At 73.8% G+C, this 16,966-nt stretch carries 13 protein-coding genes; 10 read left to right on the top strand and 3 right to left on the bottom strand.

Annotation, left to right across the window (positions count from 1 at the left end; genetic code table 11):
* Positions 1-64: 64 nt before the first annotated feature.
* The 3 genes from AC0NH5_RS28020 (at position 65) to AC0NH5_RS28010 (ending at position 2,890) form a co-directional block, all read left to right on the top strand.
* On the top strand, positions 65-1,042 hold the full coding sequence (locus AC0NH5_RS28020; RefSeq protein ID WP_474409469.1) for an ATP-binding cassette domain-containing protein: 978 nt from the start codon (positions 65-67) through the stop codon (positions 1,040-1,042).
* Positions 1,043-1,140: 98 nt separating this feature from the next.
* Positions 1,141-1,896, top strand: coding sequence for an ABC transporter permease (locus AC0NH5_RS28015; protein WP_474409681.1), 756 nt, complete (start codon positions 1,141-1,143; stop codon positions 1,894-1,896).
* Between the two features lie 325 nt (positions 1,897-2,221).
* Positions 2,222-2,890 carry a peptidase associated/transthyretin-like domain-containing protein gene (locus AC0NH5_RS28010; protein WP_474409466.1) on the top strand — a complete coding sequence of 223 codons (669 nt, stop codon included), beginning with the start codon at positions 2,222-2,224 and terminating at the stop codon, positions 2,888-2,890.
* 99 nt (positions 2,891-2,989) lie between these two features.
* Here AC0NH5_RS28010 and AC0NH5_RS28005 read toward each other — a convergent pair whose 3' ends face one another.
* Together AC0NH5_RS28005 and AC0NH5_RS28000 are read right to left on the bottom strand one after the other, a co-directional pair.
* Complete coding sequence (locus AC0NH5_RS28005; RefSeq protein WP_474409463.1) at positions 2,990-3,637, bottom strand: response regulator transcription factor; 648 nt, start codon at positions 3,635-3,637, stop codon at positions 2,990-2,992.
* Positions 3,634-4,869 carry a sensor histidine kinase gene (locus tag AC0NH5_RS28000; protein ID WP_474409461.1) on the bottom strand — a complete coding sequence of 412 codons (1,236 nt, stop codon included), beginning with the start codon at positions 4,867-4,869 and terminating at the stop codon, positions 3,634-3,636. Before AC0NH5_RS28000 ends, AC0NH5_RS28005 begins: the two co-directional genes overlap by 4 nt.
* 109 nt (positions 4,870-4,978) lie before the next feature.
* Between AC0NH5_RS28000 and AC0NH5_RS27995 the strand changes: the two genes are divergently transcribed.
* The gene (locus tag AC0NH5_RS27995; protein ID WP_474409458.1) at positions 4,979-5,734 is read left to right on the top strand and encodes an ABC transporter ATP-binding protein; all 756 of its coding nucleotides are present in this window, start codon (positions 4,979-4,981) and stop codon (positions 5,732-5,734) included.
* Positions 5,731-8,040: an FtsX-like permease family protein gene (locus AC0NH5_RS27990; protein ID WP_474409455.1), complete on the top strand. Its 2,310-nt coding sequence runs from the start codon at positions 5,731-5,733 to the stop codon at positions 8,038-8,040. The genes AC0NH5_RS27995 and AC0NH5_RS27990 overlap by 4 nt, the downstream gene beginning before the upstream one ends.
* 36 nt (positions 8,041-8,076) lie before the next feature.
* Here the strand turns inward: AC0NH5_RS27990 and AC0NH5_RS27985 are convergent, their stop codons facing one another.
* On the bottom strand, positions 8,077-9,309 hold the full coding sequence (locus AC0NH5_RS27985) for an EAL and HDOD domain-containing protein (protein ID WP_474409453.1): 1,233 nt from the start codon (positions 9,307-9,309) through the stop codon (positions 8,077-8,079).
* A gap of 173 nt (positions 9,310-9,482) precedes the next feature.
* Here AC0NH5_RS27985 and AC0NH5_RS27980 point away from each other — a divergent pair, with 173 nt between their 5' ends.
* The 5 genes from AC0NH5_RS27980 to AC0NH5_RS27960 all read left to right on the top strand — a co-directional run bounded on the left by AC0NH5_RS27980 (position 9,483) and on the right by AC0NH5_RS27960 (position 16,959).
* Complete coding sequence (locus AC0NH5_RS27980; protein ID WP_474409450.1) at positions 9,483-11,036, top strand: long-chain-fatty-acid--CoA ligase; 1,554 nt, start codon at positions 9,483-9,485, stop codon at positions 11,034-11,036.
* A 121-nt stretch (positions 11,037-11,157) separates the two neighbouring features.
* Positions 11,158-12,459, top strand: a complete 1,302-nt coding sequence (locus tag AC0NH5_RS27975; protein ID WP_474409447.1) for a hypothetical protein — start codon at positions 11,158-11,160, stop codon at positions 12,457-12,459.
* Positions 12,456-13,409 carry a glutamate ABC transporter substrate-binding protein gene (locus AC0NH5_RS27970; protein ID WP_474409444.1) on the top strand — a complete coding sequence of 318 codons (954 nt, stop codon included), beginning with the start codon at positions 12,456-12,458 and terminating at the stop codon, positions 13,407-13,409. The genes AC0NH5_RS27975 and AC0NH5_RS27970 overlap by 4 nt, the downstream gene beginning before the upstream one ends.
* Positions 13,406-14,602 carry a hypothetical protein gene (locus AC0NH5_RS27965; RefSeq protein ID WP_474409442.1) on the top strand — a complete coding sequence of 399 codons (1,197 nt, stop codon included), beginning with the start codon at positions 13,406-13,408 and terminating at the stop codon, positions 14,600-14,602. Before AC0NH5_RS27970 ends, AC0NH5_RS27965 begins: the two co-directional genes overlap by 4 nt.
* Positions 14,599-16,959 (top strand): tetratricopeptide repeat protein, encoded by a 2,361-nt coding sequence (locus AC0NH5_RS27960; RefSeq protein ID WP_474409440.1) that lies wholly within the window; start codon positions 14,599-14,601, stop codon positions 16,957-16,959. The genes AC0NH5_RS27965 and AC0NH5_RS27960 overlap by 4 nt, the downstream gene beginning before the upstream one ends.
* Positions 16,960-16,966: the final 7 nt, after the last annotated feature.

Below are 16,966 nucleotides of genomic sequence, written 5' to 3'. Positions count from 1 at the left end.
GTGGTGCAGGGCTCGTCAGCGGATGGTGCGTGGGTGGTCAGCGGGGTCGGCGAGCGTGTCCGTCATGACTACCTATGCGGTCGTGGCCGAAGGGCTGCACAAGCGATATCCAGGCCGGGGCGGCACCACCGCCCTGGACGAGTTCCAGCTGCGGGTGCCGGCCGGCGTCGTCTACGGGCTGCTCGGGCCCAACGGGGCGGGCAAGACCACCGCGGTCCGGGTGCTCGCCACGCTGATCGGTTTCGACGCCGGCCGGGCGGAGGTGGCCGGCGCGGACGTGGCCCGTGACCCGGCGGGGGTGCGGAGCCGGATCGCGATGACCGGGCAGTACGCCGCGGTCGACGAGATCCTCAGTGGACGGCAGAACCTGGTGCTGTTCGGGCGCCTGCACCACCTGAGCGCGCGGGCGGCACGCAGGCGGGCGGACGAGCTGCTGGAGAGGTTCGACCTGACGCAGGCGGCGACCAGGTCGGCGATGGCCTACTCCGGCGGGATGCGGCGGCGGCTGGACCTGGCCGCGAGCCTGATCCGGCGGCCGGAGGTGCTGTTCCTGGACGAGCCGACGACAGGGCTGGATCCCCGCAGCCGCAACCAGGTCTGGGACACCGTGCGTGACCTGGTGACGGAGGGGACGACGATGCTGCTCACCACGCAGTACCTGGAGGAGGCGGATCAGCTGGCCGCGCGGATCTCGGTGATCGACGCGGGCCGGGTGGTGGCCGAGGGCACCCCGGAGGAGCTGAAGGCGGCGATCGGGGCGGACCGTCTGGAGGTGGTGATCAGGGACGCGGACCGGCTGGCGGACGCGGCTGCCGTCGTGGCCCGGGTGGTCGGTGCGGCACCGCACGTCGATCGGGATCATCGCCGGTTGCGCGCGCCGGTCACCGACCGGGTGGGTGCGCTGACCTCGGCGGTCCGGGCGTTGCAGGACGCCGGGATCGTGGTCGCCGACGTGGGCGTGCACCGGCCGACGCTCGACGAGGCGTTCCTGCAGCTGACCGGCCATCCCGCGGAGGACCAGCCCGAGGAGGGGACCCGATGACCAGCGTCACCGAACGGGCGGGTGCTCTCACCCGTACCCCCGGATCGTCTCCTGCGGCGACCACCCGCCGGGGCCGCGCCGTCGCGGATGCCTGGGTGATGACCGGCCGTTATCTGCGTCATGTGGTCCGCGCGCCGGAAGAACTGATCATCTATTTCAGCCTGCCGATCATGTTCGTGCTGGTCTTCGGCTATGTGTTCGGCAGCGGCATGCAGGTGCCCGGCGGCGGCGCCTACCGCGAGTTCCTGCTGCCCGGCGTGTTCGTGATGACCATGTTGTACGGGATCGGCGCCACCGCCACCGGCATCGCCACCGACGTCGGGCGCGGTGTGGTGGACCGGTTCCGGTCGATGCCGATCGCGCGGTCGGCGCTGATGACCGGGCGGGCGGTCGCCGACCAGGCGCGGGCCCTTATGGAGACCAGCGCGCTCGTGGTGTGCGGGCTGCTGGTCGGCTGGCAGTGGCACCGCGGTGTGGGGAACATGCTGCTGGCGATCGGCCTGCTGCTGCTCCTGCGGCTGGCGTTGAGCTGGATGGGGATGTTCCTCGGGCTGGTCGCGCCGAACCCGGACACGGTGGCGACGATCGTGTTCCCGCTCGCGTTCCCGCTGAGCGCGGTGTCGAACGTGTTCGTGGCGCCCGAGTTGATGCCCGGCTGGCTGGGCACGGTGGCCGCGTGGAACCCGATGTCGGCGACGACGTCGGCGATCCGGGAGCTGTTCGGCAATCCTGGGCTCGGCGGGGACTCGTGGCCGGCGGAGCACGCGATGTTCCTGGCGGTGGCGTGGCCGGTCGCGTTGATCGTGATCTTCGCGCCGCTGGCGGTGCGCCGGTACCGAAGATTGGGCCGCTGACGAGGGCGGGTGGCGCTGGGCGGCGCCGCGGGCGGGGTCGCGGCAACGACCGATCCCGCCCGCAGCGCCGGTGGACCGCGCTCCGGCCAGAGCGGTCCGGCCGGCCGCGCCCAGGACGGAGTCGGGCGCGGCCTGGCAAGGCCATGGCGGCCTATGCCGCCGGGGGCCACCGGAGCGGGACTGCCGGTGGTCCGTCAGCGGCAGTCTGCGCCGCCGGTGTTACAGAACGAAGCCTTCCGTTGTTCGGACAAATTTGCCGAAACCGCTATTAAGGTTCTTTATCCCTGCGAAGATCAACTGACCGGATCGACAGCGGGGGTGTCCAGTGCGCAACGACGAGATCATCACCAGGAGGGAGGCGCTGACAGCGCCACCCGGCACGCGCCCGGCGCCGTCCTGGGAGACACGCCCGGAACCGCGCTGGGAGGACGCGCCGGCGCCGTGGTCCTGCGTCTTCGTCCCGGCCTCCGCCGGGCAGATCCACCACCTGCCTCTCGAACTGGTCCGGCGCGACATCGCCGGCGACCGCCCCGGCGTCCCGCTGATGCTGCGGGTCCGGGTGCTGGACATCCGGACCACCGACCCGGTCACCGGCGCGGTCCTCGACATCCGCCACCGCGACGCCACCGGCGAGACGATCCTGCGCGGCGCCCAGGTCACCGACCAGGACGGGTACGCCGAGTTCCGCACCGTGCATCCCGGCTGGCTCCCCGGCCGGGCCGTACACCTGAGCGCCGAGGTGCACGTCGGCGCCCGGCTCGCCGGCGGGCGCTCGGTCGCGCACGCCGGCCGGCTGTACTTCCCCGAGGCCGTCACCGCCCAGGTCGCGCGGGTGGAGCCGTACCGCGAGATCCCTGCGGCGCGCACCACCAACGACGCCGACCGCGGACATGCCAAGGGCGGCAAGCTGCACGTCGTCCCCCGCGACCGGTTCGAGCTGGCCAGCGGCCTGCTCGCCACGGTGACCGTCGGCGTGGGCACCCCGCCCGGCTGAGGGCCGCGACGCGGGACGGTTCCGGGCATCACGACCGCCCCGCGCCACGGCACTGTGGAGTACTCCCCCGCGCCCGCCAAGGTTCAGCGTCCGGAGTGCCTAACCGCGGAGATAGGCCAGAACGGCACGCACCCGGCGGTGGTCGTCGGCGTCCGGCGGCAGGTCGAGCTTGGCGAGCAGGCTGCCGATGTGCTTGGCCACGGCCGCCTCGGTGACCACCAGCTCCCGGGCGATCGCCGCGTTCGAGCGGCCCTGCGCCATCAGGCCGAGAACCTCCCGTTCCCGGGCGGTGAGCCGGTGCAGCGGGTCCCGGCGCCGGCCGAGCAGCTGCCGGACCACCTCGGGGTCGACCACGGTGCGCCCGCCCGCGACCGCCACCAGCGCGCCGACGAACTCGGTCACCTCGCCGATCCGGTCCTTGAGCAGATAGCCGACGCCGGCCGGGCATTCCGAGTCGAGCAGCTCGGCGGCGTACGTCTGCTCGACGTACTGACTGAGCACGAGCACCGGCAACGACGGGTCGGCGGCGCGGAGCGCGATCGCGGCCCGCAGCCCCTCGTCGCTGAACCCGGGCGGCATCCGCACATCGGTCACCACCACGTCGGGCCGGTGCTCCCGCACCGCCGCGCGCAACGCGGACGCGTCACCGACCGCGGCCACCACCTCGTGCCCGAAGTGGCGCAGCATCCCGGCGACGCCCTCCCGGACGATCAGGCCGTCCTCGGCGATCACCACACGCAACGTCATACCGGGATCTCCACGCGCACGAGGGTAGGTCCACCCGCCGGACTGGACAGCGTCACGGTCCCCTCCAGCACAGCCACCCGGTCTGCCAGCCCGATCAGCCCGGACCCGGCGGCCGGGTCGGCGCCGCCGTGCCCGTCGTCGCTCACCTCGATGGCCAGGCGGCCCCCGGCCAGCCGGGCGCCGACCGCGGCCCGGGACGCGCCGGCGTGCTTCGCCACGTTGGTCAGCGCCTCCAGGATCACGAAATACGCTGTCGCCTCGACAGCCGCCGGGAGCCGCCCCGGCAACTGCAGATCCAGGTCGACCGGCAACGGGGCGACGGACGTCACCTCACCGACCGCCGCGGCCAGCCCCCGGTCGGTCAGCACCTTCGGATGCACGCCGCGGATCAGCTCCCGGATGTCGGTGAGCGCCTGCTTGGCCAGCTCGTGCGCGGCGGCGACCGACTCGGCGGCCGGCGTGCCCGGCGGCAGCTCCAGGCGGGCCAGCCCGAGCTTCATGCTCAGCGCGACGAGCCGTTGCTGGGCGCCGTCGTGCAGATCCCGCTCGATGCGCCGGCGTTCCACCTCGAACGCGTCGACCAAGCGGGCGCGGGAACGGGTCACCTCGATCAGGCGGGCGTCGGTGTCGTCGGCACGGGGCGCGAGGATGGCGCGGGCCATCGCGGCGCGGGCGCCGGCCCACGCGCTGATCGGGTACGCCAGGACGACGGTCAGCGGAATCCCGACGGCGCTGAGCTGCAGCGTCATGGACAGCGGCTGGTCGGAGATGAAGAACGGCGCGCCCAGCGTGACCGCGACGACGTAACCCGTGCCGCCGACCACGATGGCGTCCATCCAGCACAGCACGCCCGCCGAGACCAGGGCGTAGCCCAGCTCGCGCCACGTCGCCTGCTCCCGCAACCGCACGTTCAGCCAGGCCCGCAGGCCGATGCCCGGCGCCAGCACCCGATGCGGGTCGATCAGCTCCTCGTCGTCGACCAGCCGCAGCCGGCGCCGCTCCACCCGGGCCACCACGATGCCGGAGAGCACGGTGGCGACGAACCCGGCGAAGCCGATCACCAGCACCGACAGCACCGTGCCGGCCACCAGCAACCCGATCACGGCGAGGAAGGTCGCCGAGCCGAGCAGCACCCCGCCCAGCAGATAGGCGAGGGAGCGCCACGGCCACGCCGAGCGCAGGAACACGGTCGGCCGCAGGCTGAGCGCCTCCAGGGCGGTGCGGACCGGCATGCCCGGCACGTTACCGGCCGCGGGATTCGGCGTCGGTAGTGCTGGATATACCCCCGACTGTGGACCTCGCGTGACTGTGCCGCCGGCCCGCAGATCCAAGACTCGACGCATGACACAGCCAGAGACAGCCGCCGTCGAGCTGCGCGCGGTGACGCGGCGGTACGGCGCCGGGGATCGCGCGGTGACCGCCCTGGACCGGGTCGGCGCCCGCTTCGCCACCGGCACCTTCACCGCCGTGATGGGCCCCTCCGGGTCGGGCAAGTCCACGCTCCTGCACTGCGCCGCCGGCCTGGACCGGGTGACGGCCGGAACGGTGGTGATCGACGGGACGCCGATCGAGGGCCTCGGCGAACGGGCGCTGACCAAGCTCCGGCGCGCCCGGGTCGGCTTCGTCTTCCAGTCGTTCAACCTGATTCCGGCGCTCACCGCGGCGCAGAACGTGGCGCTGCCGCTGCGCCTGGCCGGCCGCCGCCCGGACGCCGGCGCGGTGGCGGCGGTGCTCGCCGAGGTGGGGCTGGCCGGCCGGGCCGGGCACCGCCCCGGCGAGCTGTCCGGCGGCCAGCAGCAGCGGGTGGCGATCGCCCGGGCGCTGGTCACCCGTCCGGCGGTGCTCTTCGCCGACGAGCCGACCGGTGCCCTGGACGCCCGGTCCGGCGCCGAGGTGCTGCGCCTGCTGCGCGAGGCGGTGGACCGGCACGGGCAGACCATCGTGATGGTGACCCACGACCCGCTGGCCGCGGCGCACGCCGACCGGGTGCTGTTCCTGGCCGACGGCCGGGTGGTCGACGAGCTGACCGGCCCGGCCGGGCCGGAGCGGATCGCCGTGCACACCGCCCGGCTGGAGGAGCGGGTGGCGGCCCGATGAGCGCGGCGTTCGCGATGGTGCGGCACCGGTTCGCGAGCTTCGCCGGCACCTTTGTGGCGGTGGCGGCGGGTGTCGCGGTGCTGTCCGGCTCAGCGACGCTGCACCTGAGCTCGCAGCCGCAGGCGCCGGTCCGGTACGACCACGCGCCGGTGCTGGTGCAGTCGCCGGAGGTGGGCACCGACGAGTACGGCGAGACGGAACGCCGGGCCTGGACGGCCGCCGAGGCGGACGCGCTCGCCGACCGGCTGGCCACCGTCCCCGGCGTGACGGCCGCGGTGCCGGACCCAGCCTTCTACGTGCAGCGGCTGACCGGCGGGCGGGCGCAGGGCGATCCCGAGGCCGCCCGGATCGACGGGCACGCGTTCTCGTCGGCGGTGCTCGGCGGCTACCGGCTCACCGCCGGGCAGGCGCCGGACGGGCGCGGCGAGGTGGTGCTGAGCGGGGCCGCCCCGGGCACGACGATCGACGTTCTCACCGCGACGGGGCCGGAGACCTGGACGGTGACCGGGACCGTGGACGGTCCCGGGTTCTACCTGGCCGACACCGACGCGAAGCGGCGCGCCTCGGGCGTACGCGTCATCGGATTGACCGTGCGTGGCGACGACGCCGGAGTGGCCGACGCGGCGCGCGCCCTGATCGGCCCGGCCGGCACCGTCCGGGCCGGCAGCGACCGCGATGAGCTGGAGCCCGCCGGCGTCACCCGGATCCGCTGGATCGGCGCGCAGCTGCTCATCGTGCTGGTCGGGCTCGGTGCGTTCGCCACCGTCTTCGTGGTCTCCTCGACCTGCGCGCTCAGCGCGGCACAACGACGGCGCGAGCTGGGACTTCTTCGCGCGGTGGGTGCCACGCCGGGCCAGGTCCGACGGCAGATGTACGCCGAAACGACCGTGATCGCCGTGCTCGGCGGCCTGCTCGGGGCCCCGCTCGGCGCCGCGGCCGCCCGGCTGCTGGCCGGCCCGATGGTGGACGCCGGCCTGGAACCGGCCGGGTTCACCGCGACCTGGCAGCCGGTCGCGGTCCTCGGCGCCGCGCTGCTCGGTGTGCTCGTCGCCCTGGCCGGCGTCGCCGTCGCGGCCCGCCGCGCCAGCCGGGTGCCGCCGTTGGAGGCTCTGCGCGAGGCGGCCGCCGACCCGCGCCCGATGACCCGTTCCCGCTGGTTCGGCGGGCTGCTCGGGCTGGCCGGCGGCCTCGGCCTGCTGGCCGCCATGCCGGCCGTGCCGATCGAGATGCGGACCTCCGCCGGGATGGGCGGCGCGATGTTCCTGATCGGCGCGGCCGCGCTGCTCTCGCCGGTGCTGATCGGCCCGCTGGTCCGGCTCGCCGCCTGGCCGGGGCGGGGCACGGCGACCGGGATGCTGGTCCGCGAGGGCACTCTGACCGGGGTACGCCGGGTGGCCGCCACCGCCGCGCCGGTGCTCGCCACGGTGGGTCTCACGGTGCTGCTCACCGGCACCATCGCCACCCTGGAGGAGGTGATCGGCATCGAGGAGGCCGCCGAATATCCGGCCGCGACCCTGCTCGTGCCGGACGGCACACCGGGGCTGGCGGAACCGGTGGCCGCCGCCGGTGACTCCACGCTCACCACCCGGGTCCTGGTCACCCACCCCGGCGGCGTCACCGGCTACGCCGCCGCCGGGTCCTCCGCCGCCGGCCTGACCCTCGATCAGGAGACCGCCACCGAGCTGGGCGCGGCGCCCGGCAGCACGCTTTCGGTGCGCTGGGCCGACGGCGTCGTCGCCGATCTCCCGGTACGCGCCGTCGACCCGGACGCCGAGACGCCGCTCACGCTTCCCCGCGCCCTGGTGCGCGCCCATGACCCGGACGCGCTCACCGACATGGTCGTCCTCGCCGGGGAACCGGCGCCCGCGCCGGGCGCGCGGGCGATGACCGTCGAGCAGTGGGTGCAGCGGGAGGTGGACGAGGAGGGCCGGCTGGTCGACCTGTTCCTCTGGGCGATGGTCGGCCTGACCGCGGGGTACACCGGGATCGCGGTGGCGAACACCCTGCTGATGGCGACCGCGGCACGCCGCCGGGAGTTCCGGGCGCTGCGCCTGGCCGGGGCCGGCGTGTCCCAGGTGCTGCGGGTGGTCTCGGCCGAGGCGCTGCTCGCGGTGGGGGTGGGCGCGCTGCTCGGCGCCACCGTGGCCGGGGTGTCGCTGCTCGGGGTGCAGGCGGCTGCCGAGGACGAACTGGGTCAGTCGGTGCCGCTGGTCATCCCGTGGGCGGCCGGGCTGGGGGTGACCGCGGCCTGCGCCGTCCTGGCCGTCCTGGCCGCCGCCACCCCGGTCCTCAAACGGGCGTGGTGATGGGGGGTTCTGTACGAACCCCGCGTCATCACGCTCTCAACGGCGGTAGCGGGTGCCGACCGGGCTGCGGGCCGGCGCGGGGGTGAAGCGATGGGCGGCGCTCAGCGTCCGCGTCGACCAGCGCATCGCGTCCAGCGCCGGCCCGGCCAGGTCGCCGGTCCCCCAGTCGCCGTCCTCATAGGCGCGAACCGCCTCCAGCAACTTCCCGAGCCGGCCCACCCCGAACTTGACGGCGTCGGCCACGTCCGCGGTCAGTGGCAGTTGCTCGGCCATCGCGTCCGGCGTGGTGTCCATCAGGCGCGCCATCCCGGTGACCAGCCCGGCAACGAACGCCGCGCCCTGGTCGGCGCCGAAGCGGTGCGCCAGGTTCTCGCAGAGCCGGGCGTGGGTGAGCGCGGTCAGCAACTGCTCCTCCGGGGCCTCGGCGACGTCGTCGACGACCATCAGGGTCGCCCAGCGGCGGATGTGGTTGAGGCCGATCAGCATGATCGCCTGGCGTACCGAGGAGATCCGGCTGACCACGCCGGCGGCGACCGAGTTGCTCACCCGCAGCACCCGCAGGGCGAGCGCCGGGTCGCTGGCGATGATGTCGGTGACCTTGTCCAGCCGGACGTCCGGGTGCATGAGCGCGGCGACCAGCTCGAGGCGGCGCATCCGGGACGGGGAGAGGCTGGGGGTGCTGAGCACCTGGGGACGGCTCAGCGCGTACCCCTGACGCAGCTCCATGCCGTAGCGGTCGGCGATGGCCACCTGCTCGGCGGTCTCCAGCCGTTCGGCGACGAGCTGGATGCCCGGGTACTCGCGGCAGGCCGCGACGATCTCGTCGAGCCGGCTCAGGTCGCCGTCCAGGAGGTCGAGCTTGACGTACGAGGCCAGCCCGAGCAGCCGCTCGTGGCCGGAGCCCCAGACGAAGTCGTCCAGCGCGATCTTGTACCCGGCGTCGGCCAGCGTGGTGATCCCGTCGATCACCTCGTCGTCCACGTGCACCGTCTCCAGGATCTCCAGCACCACCTGTTCCGGGCCGAACGGCAGCGGCAGCCGCCCGGTGACGAACTCCCGGGTCAGGTTGATGAAGCACGGACGGTTGCCGGCCACCTCGGCGATGCCGAACTCGGTGAACGCGTTGACCATCACGGTGCTGGTCGCATAAGTGTCCTGACGCCCGGAGGCGACGTCGTCCATACGGCCGCGGAAGAGCAGCTCGTAAGCGACGACGACGCCGTTGACGTCGAAGATCGGCTGGCGGCCCACGTGCACCGCGTCCAACACCGGGATTCCCACGTCGAGGCCATCGGCAGCAATCCGGCGGACTTGACCAATCCGCCCGATTCCGCTGACAGAAATGCTCCCGGCAACACAGCCGGAACGGAGGGTTCCGGTCCCGGGGGCCCGCGTGCTGGGATGAGACCGCCGTCACAAGTGACTTGAAGGGGACCCTCCGGATGCTCAACCTCTCCGTCCTGCTGGAGGACAGCGCCCGCCACTACCCGGAGCGCGACGCCGTGGTCCTCGGCCCGCGGCGCCTCACCTACGCCCAGGTGGACGCCGCGGCCGCCCAGGTCGCGAACCTGCTGGTGTCCCGCGGGATCCGGCCGGGCGACAAGGTGGCGCTCTCCTGCCCGAACCTGCCGTACTTCCCGGTCGTCTACTACGGCATCCTCAAGGCCGGCGCCGTGGTCGTGCCGCTGAACGTGCTGCTCAAGGGCCGCGAGGTGGCGTACCACCTGAAGGACTCCGAGGCCCGGGCGTACTTCTGCTTCGAGGGCACCGCCGAACTCCCGATGGGCGCCGCCGGCCACGCCGGCTTCCAGGAGGCCGAGGGCTGCGAGCAGTTCTTCCTGATCACCGCCGACCCGGCCGCCGCCTCGCCGATCGCGGGTGCCGAGACTCTGGGCGCGGCGCTCGCCGGCCAGGCGCCGGTCTTCGCGACCGTGCAGCGCGCCGAGACCGACCCGGCCGTCATCCTCTACACCAGCGGCACCACCGGCCAGGCCAAGGGCGCCGAGCTGTCGCACTCGAACCTGGTGCTCAACGCGCTCACCTGCAACCGGCTCTTCGGCACCCGGCCGGGTACCGACACGCACCTGCTGGTGCTGCCGCTGTTCCACTCGTTCGGCTCGACGGTCAACATGAACGCGGGCTTCGCCTCCGCCGCCACGCTGGTGCTGCTCCCCCGCTTCGACGCGACGGCCGCGGTCCAGCTGCTCCAGTCGGAGAACGTGACGTTCTTCGCCGGCGTCCCCACCATGTACTGGGGCCTGCTCAACGCGCTGGGCGAGACCGACGGTGTGGACGTCGAACGGATCGCGGCCAACATGCGGGTCGCGGTCTCCGGCGGTTCCAGCCTCCCGGTCGAGATCATCAAGGCGGTCAAGGAGCGGTTCGGCGTCACCATCCTGGAGGGCTACGGTCTGTCCGAGACCTCCCCGGTGGCCACCTTCAGCGACCCGGACAGCGACCCGCGTCCCGGCTCGATCGGCATCCCGATCTGGGGTGTCGAGGTCAAGCTGATCGACCCGGAGTGGAACACCGTCGACGGCGCCGACCAGATCGGCGAGATCGCGATCCGCGGCCACAACATCATGCGCGGCTACTACAACCGGCCGGAGGCCACTGCCGAGGTGATGCGCGACGGCTGGTTCCGGACCGGTGACCTGGCCCGCCGGGACAAGGACGGCTTCTACTACATCGTCGACCGGGCCAAGGACATGATCATCCGCGGTGGCTTCAACGTGTACCCGCGGGAGATCGAGGAGGTCCTGCTGACCCACGAGGCGGTCTCCCTGGCCGCGGTCATCGGCGTACCGCACGCCAGCCACGGCGAGGAGATCAAGGCGTTCGTGATCCTCAAGCCGGGCGCCACCGCCACCGAGGACGAGATCGTCGCCTGGTGCCGGGAGCAGATGGCGGCGTACAAATACCCGCGGATCGTGAGCATCGTCGAGTCGCTGCCCATGACCGCCACCGGCAAGCTGCTCAAGCGCGAGCTCAGCTGACCGGCCGGCCCGACGGGCGCCCGGCATCCGCCGGTCGCCCGCCCGGTGCCCGCGTCGAAGATCACTTGCGCGCATGCCGCACAGTGGACGGCAACGGGGAGCCGCAACACGGAGGCGAAGCTTGACCACTGCTCTGGCCCAGCGTCACGAGGGGGCCACGCTCCCGCGAGGGTCCGTCTTGCACCGGTTCGGGCAGTTGCGCCACACCTCGCCGGGTCGCCTCCAGCTCCTGCTCACCATGCTGCTGACGCTCGGCGTGCTGACCGGTCTGGTCGCCGGGCTCACCGCCGGTGCGGCCTCGACCGGCACCGGCGACCTGCGGGACCGGGCCCAGCCGCTGCTGGTGGAAGCGGAGACGATCTACACGGCGCTGGCCGACGCGGACACCACCGCTGCGCAGGCCTTCCTCGCCGGCGGCCAGGAGCCGGTGCAGCTGACCCAGCGGTACGAGGCCGCGCTGGCCCGCGCCAGCACCGCGCTCACCTCGGCCGCCCGGCGCACCCCGGCGGACAGCGAGGCCGCCGAGGCGGTCGAGGCGCTCGCCGCCGGCACCGCACGGTACGCGTCGCTCGTCGCCACCGCCCGCGCGGTCAACCGGCAGGGCCTGCCGGTCGGCGCCTCCTACCTGTCCACCGCCTCCCAGCTCAACCGGGAGACCCTGCAGCCGCAGGCCCGCACGCTGCTCCAGTTCGCCGGGCGCGAGGTGCGCGAGGGCTACCAGCAGGCCCGCGGTTCCTGGTGGCTGACCCTGTTCCTGACTCTGCTCGTCGGCCTGGCGGTCGCCTTGATCGCGACCCAGCTCCACCTCAGCAGCACCACCCGGCGCACCTTCAACATTCCGCTGGTGGCCGCCACCGTGCTGACCGCCGTGCTGGCGGCCGGCTCCGCCGCGGTCTTCTCCGCCCAGCGCGACCGGCTCGGCCTCGCCGCCACCGAGGGCTCCGAGCCGGTGGCGGCGCTGACCGACATCCGGATCCTGGTGCTGCGCGAACGCGCCGACGAGGCCCTGACGCTGGCCGCCCGGTCCGGCAGCGGACCGCTGGAGAAGGACTTCCAGACCATCCGCGAGCGGCTCACCTTCGACGACCCCGCGCTCGACGACGTGTCGCAGCTGATGCAGCAGGCACGCGTGCAGCACGACCGGTACGCCGCGATCCACCAGCAGGTGCGCGACTCGGACGACGGCGGCGACTACGAGGCCGCGGTGGAGCTTGCCGTCGGCCCGGCCGCCACCACCGCGTTCGACGAGCTGACCGGCACCGTGGAAACCGCGCTGGAGGACCGCAAAGCCGTCTTCGAGCACCACATCGGTGCCGCCGGGCGGGGCCTCGGCACGCTGACCGTGCTCGGCCCGCTGCTCGCCCTGGCCGTCGCCCTGCTGGCGGCGATCGGCCTGCGGGCCCGGCTGGAGGAGTACCGATGACGCGCGCTCGTCCCGCCCTCGTCGTGCTGGTCACGGCGGCGCTGCTGGCCACCGCCGCCTGCTCCGACGAGGCGCCGCCGGCCCGGCCACCACTCGCCCTGCCCAGCGCCGGGGCCGCCGCCGCCGCGCCGGTTCCCGCCGACACCGCGTGCAACCCGCGGGCCAGCCTGCGCCCGCCGGGCGGGGCGCTGCCCGCGCCGGACCGGCTGCCCGCCGGCAGCCGGATGGCCGAGATCCGGAGCCGGGGCCGGCTGATCCTCGGCACCAGCCAGGACGCGCTGCTGTTCAGCTCGCGCAACCCGTTCACCGGCCGGGTCGAGGGCTTCGACGTGGACATCGCCCGGGAGATCGCCGAACGGATCCTCGGCGATCCGGACAAGGTGCAGATCAAGGTGGTTCCGCGCGCCGAGCGCACCGCCTGGGTCCGCGACGGCCGGGTCGATCTGATCATCAGCACGATGACGGCGAACTGCGCCCGGTGGCGGGAGGTCGACTTCTCCACCACCTACTACCTGGCCGGCCAGCAGGTCATGGTCGGCAAGGACTCGCGCGCCACCGGGCTGGCCGACCTGGGCGGCAAGAAGGTGTGCGCGGCTGCCGGCTCCACGTCGCTGGAGAACATCGCCGCGGCGCCCAGCAAGCCGGTCCCGGTCGCCAAGCCCGGCTTCGGTGAGTGCCTGGTCGCCTTCCAGCAGAACGAGGTCGACGCCGTCTCGACCGACGACACCATCCTGGCCGGGCTCGCCGCGCAGGATCCGTACGCCAAGGTGGTCGGCGACCGCTTCACCGAGGAGCCGTACGGCATCGCGATCTCCAAGGACCACCCCGAGCTGACCCGGTTCGTCAACCAGGTCCTCGACGACATCCGCCGGGACGGCACCTGGGCCGCCACCTACACCAGGTGGCTGGGCGGGAACGCGCCGAAACCCCCGGCGGCGCTGTACCGATGACCATGCCGATCATCTCCGCGGACGCGGAACTCGCCCGCCTGGAGACCGCCGTCGCCGCGATGGCGGCGAACCTGGTCGAGCTCGACGAGAACCCGGACCGCAAGGAGCTCGGCGCCACCGCGCTGACCGGCCGGACGGCCGCCGCCTGGGCCGGCGCCGCCGACGCGCTCGGCCGGCTGTGGCAGGGCCACCGGCAGCTCGGCGAGGTGATCGCCCGGGCCCGGGCGCTACGGGACCGGCGCCGGCTCTCCGACGCCGACCGCAGGGCGTACGCCCATGAGGTCCTCGGCCCCTCGATCACGCTCTCCACCAGCACCGTGCCGCTCGCCCAGCGCGGCCTGCTCGGCGCCGGGCAGGTCAGCACCACCTGCTCGCCGGCCGAGCTGCTGGCCGCGATGGAGGCGGCGTTCGCGACCGCGGTCGACGTGGTCACCCGGGCCGGCGAGCGGTGGCGGCGCCTGCTGCCGGCCGCCGCCGACGCCGCGACCGCCCTCTCGCATGCTCGCGGGCTGGCCGGCGCGGCCGCGGCCGGCGCGCTGCTCACCGAGACGAACCAGCTGCTCGACGAGGCGGACCGGCTGCTCGACGGCTTCACCGGCACGCTCGCCGGCGACCCGCTCGGCGCCGACGAGAGCGTGCTGGCGCGGGTCCGCGCGCTGATCGACCGGGCGGACGCCGAGCGGACCTCGGTGGCCGAGCTGCGCGCCTCGATCGAGCAGCGGCTGCGCGACGCGCGGACGCTGGCGAACGAGATCAGCACGGCCCGGCAGGCCGCCGAGGCCGCACGCGACGCCGCGGCCGGGCGGTTCCCCGCGCACACCATCGCGGACGTACGCGGGATCGACCCGCTCGCCGACCTCGCCGCGATCGAGGCGCTGGCCGCCGCGGGGCACTGGTCGCTGATCAGCCCGCGGCTCGCCCGGTGGCGCCGGCAGGCGACCGAGCGGCTGGCCGTGCTGCGCGACGCGGCCGCCCGCAACGCCGCCCTGCTGGCCGAACGCAACGAGCTGCGCGGCCGCCTCGACGCGTACCGGGCGAAGGCACTGCGCCGGGGCCTCGGCGAGGACGCCGGCCTGACCCCGCTCGCCGAGGCCGCCCGCACCGCGCTCCACCAGGCGCCGTGCGACCTGACCGTGGCCCGGGCCGCGGTCAGCGCCTATCAGGATGCTCTCGCCGCCAGGGAGGCCCGATGAGATGCCAGCGCGACTGTCCCGGCGTCATCGAGGACGGTTACTGCGACACCTGCGGCCTGGCCCCCCAGCAGCGTGTGAACTCGGGGTCCACCGGTGGGCCGAACGTCACACACTCCCCGGCGCAGGTGGCGGTGAGCGCCGGTGCCACTGAGCCGGCCGGCTGCGGCCGGGCCGGGTGTGACGGGACCATCGAGGACGGCTACTGCGACACCTGCGGCCTGGCTCCCCAACAGCGTGTGAAGCCGGGGTCCACCGGTGGGCCGAACTTCACACACTCGCCTGCGCCGGCGTCGCGGGCGGTCTCCAGCCGCTCGCAGTCCATGCGCAGCGGCGCCCTCTCCACCCGGACCGGGGGCAGCGCCCGCACCGGCAGCTCCCGCGGCGGATCCCGCCGCCGTTTCGGCGGCGGCCTCGTCGACATCGCGCCGATCACCCAGGCCGATCCGTCCACCGCGGTGATGACCGTCGCCGAGGTGCCGGAGTCCAAGCGGTACTGCCCGAAGTGCGGCAAGCCGGTCGGCCGGACCCGCGGCGACCGGCCCGGCCGCACCTCCGGGTTCTGCGCGGCCTGCGGCGAGCAGTTCGACTTCACCCCGAAACTGGCCAAGGGTGATCTGGTCGCCGGCCAGTACGAAGTGGTCGGCCCGCTCGCGCACGGCGGCCTCGGCTGGATTTATCTGGCTGTGGACAAGAACGTGTCGGACCGCTGGGTGGTGCTCAAGGGCCTGCTCAACGCGGGCGACGAGGACGCGCTGGCCGCGGCGGTGGCCGAGCGGCGGTTCCTGGCCGAGGTCGAGCACCCGAACATCGTCAAGATCTACAACTTTGTCGAGCACGACGGCGCCGGTTACATCGTGATGGAGTACGTCGGCGGCAAGTCCCTCAAGGACCTGCGCAAGACCGATCCGTTCGGCGTGGACCGGGCGCTGGCGTACGTCCTGGAGATCATGCCGGCCTTCGGATACCTGCACGACCGCGGCCTGATCTTCTGTGACTTCAAGCCGGACAACGTGATCCAGTCCGGTGACCAGATGCGCCTGATCGACCTCGGCGGCGTCGTGCACGTCGACGACCAGGAAGCGGCGATCTACGGCACGGTGGGGTACCAGGCGCCGGAGATGGCCACCCACGGGCCGTCGGTCGCCTCCGACATCTACACCGTCGGCCGCACCCTGGCCGTGCTGACCACCGACTTCCGCGGCTACCAGAGCACCTTCAAGGAGAGCCTGCCGGCGCGCGGCGAGTTCGACGTCTACCAGCGGTACGAGTCGTTCCACCGGCTGCTGGTCCGGGCCACCCGGCCGGACCCGGCGGACCGGTTCGTCGACGCCGCCGAGATGACCGAGCAGATGCTCGGCGTGCTGCGGCAGGTGCTCGCGGCCGGCGGTGAGCCGCGGCCCGCGCCGTCCCGGCTGTTCACCGGGGAGCTGCGCACCGACCTGCGGTCCGGCGACCTGCGCTGGCAGGAGCTGCCGACCCCGCTGATCGACCTGACCGACCCGGCCGCCGCGTTCCTCGCCTCGGTCACCGTCACCGAGCCCGGCGAGGTGCTCACGCTGCTCGCCAAGGCCCCGCAGTACACCCTCGAGGTCCGGCTGCGGGAACTGCGCGCGCACATCGACCTCGGTGCCCGCACCGGCGACTTCACCGATGCCCGGGCATCGGCCGCGCTGCTCGCCGAGACGGCCGGCGACGACTGGCGGGTCGCCTGGTACGACGGGCTGCTCGCGCTGGCCACCGGCGACACCGCGCAGGCCCGCACCCGTTTCGACGCGGTGTACGCGGCGCTGCCCGGCGAGCTGGCGCCGCAGCTGGCGCTGGGCTTCACCGCCGAGCTGGCCGGCGACCGGACCGAGGCGGCCCGCTACTACGACGTGGTCAGCAGCACCGACCCGGCGTACACCACGGCCGCTGCCGGGCTGGCCCGGTGCCGGCTGCACGCGGGCGACCGGGCCGGCGCGGTCGAGGCGTACAACCGGGTGCCGGGCACCTCGTCGGCCTACCGGGTGTCCCAGGTCGGCGCGGTCCGCGCCCTGGTCCGCCCGCACGAGTCGGCCGCGGTGGACGTGGACTCGCTCACCACGGCCGCCGAGCTGATCGAGCGCCTCGAGATGGAGGCGGCCCAGGTGGCCGCGCTCCGGGCGGAACTCCTCGAGCAGGCGTTGCGCACACTCGGCGCGGGGACGAGGATTCCGGCGGCAGTGCTCGGTGGGGCCCGTTCGGGACACACGGGCGAGCGGGAAGTACGGTTCGCGCTGGAGTCCGCGTACCGGGAGATGGCCCGGGCGGTGCACGGGCCGGAGAAGATCCGCCTGGTTGACCTGGCGAACGCGGCGAGGCCGCGGACGCGAACGTAGAAGGGCG

Source organism: Actinoplanes sp. 13, assembly GCF_056134165.1.
This window is presented reverse-complemented; position numbering and strand designations above follow the sequence as displayed.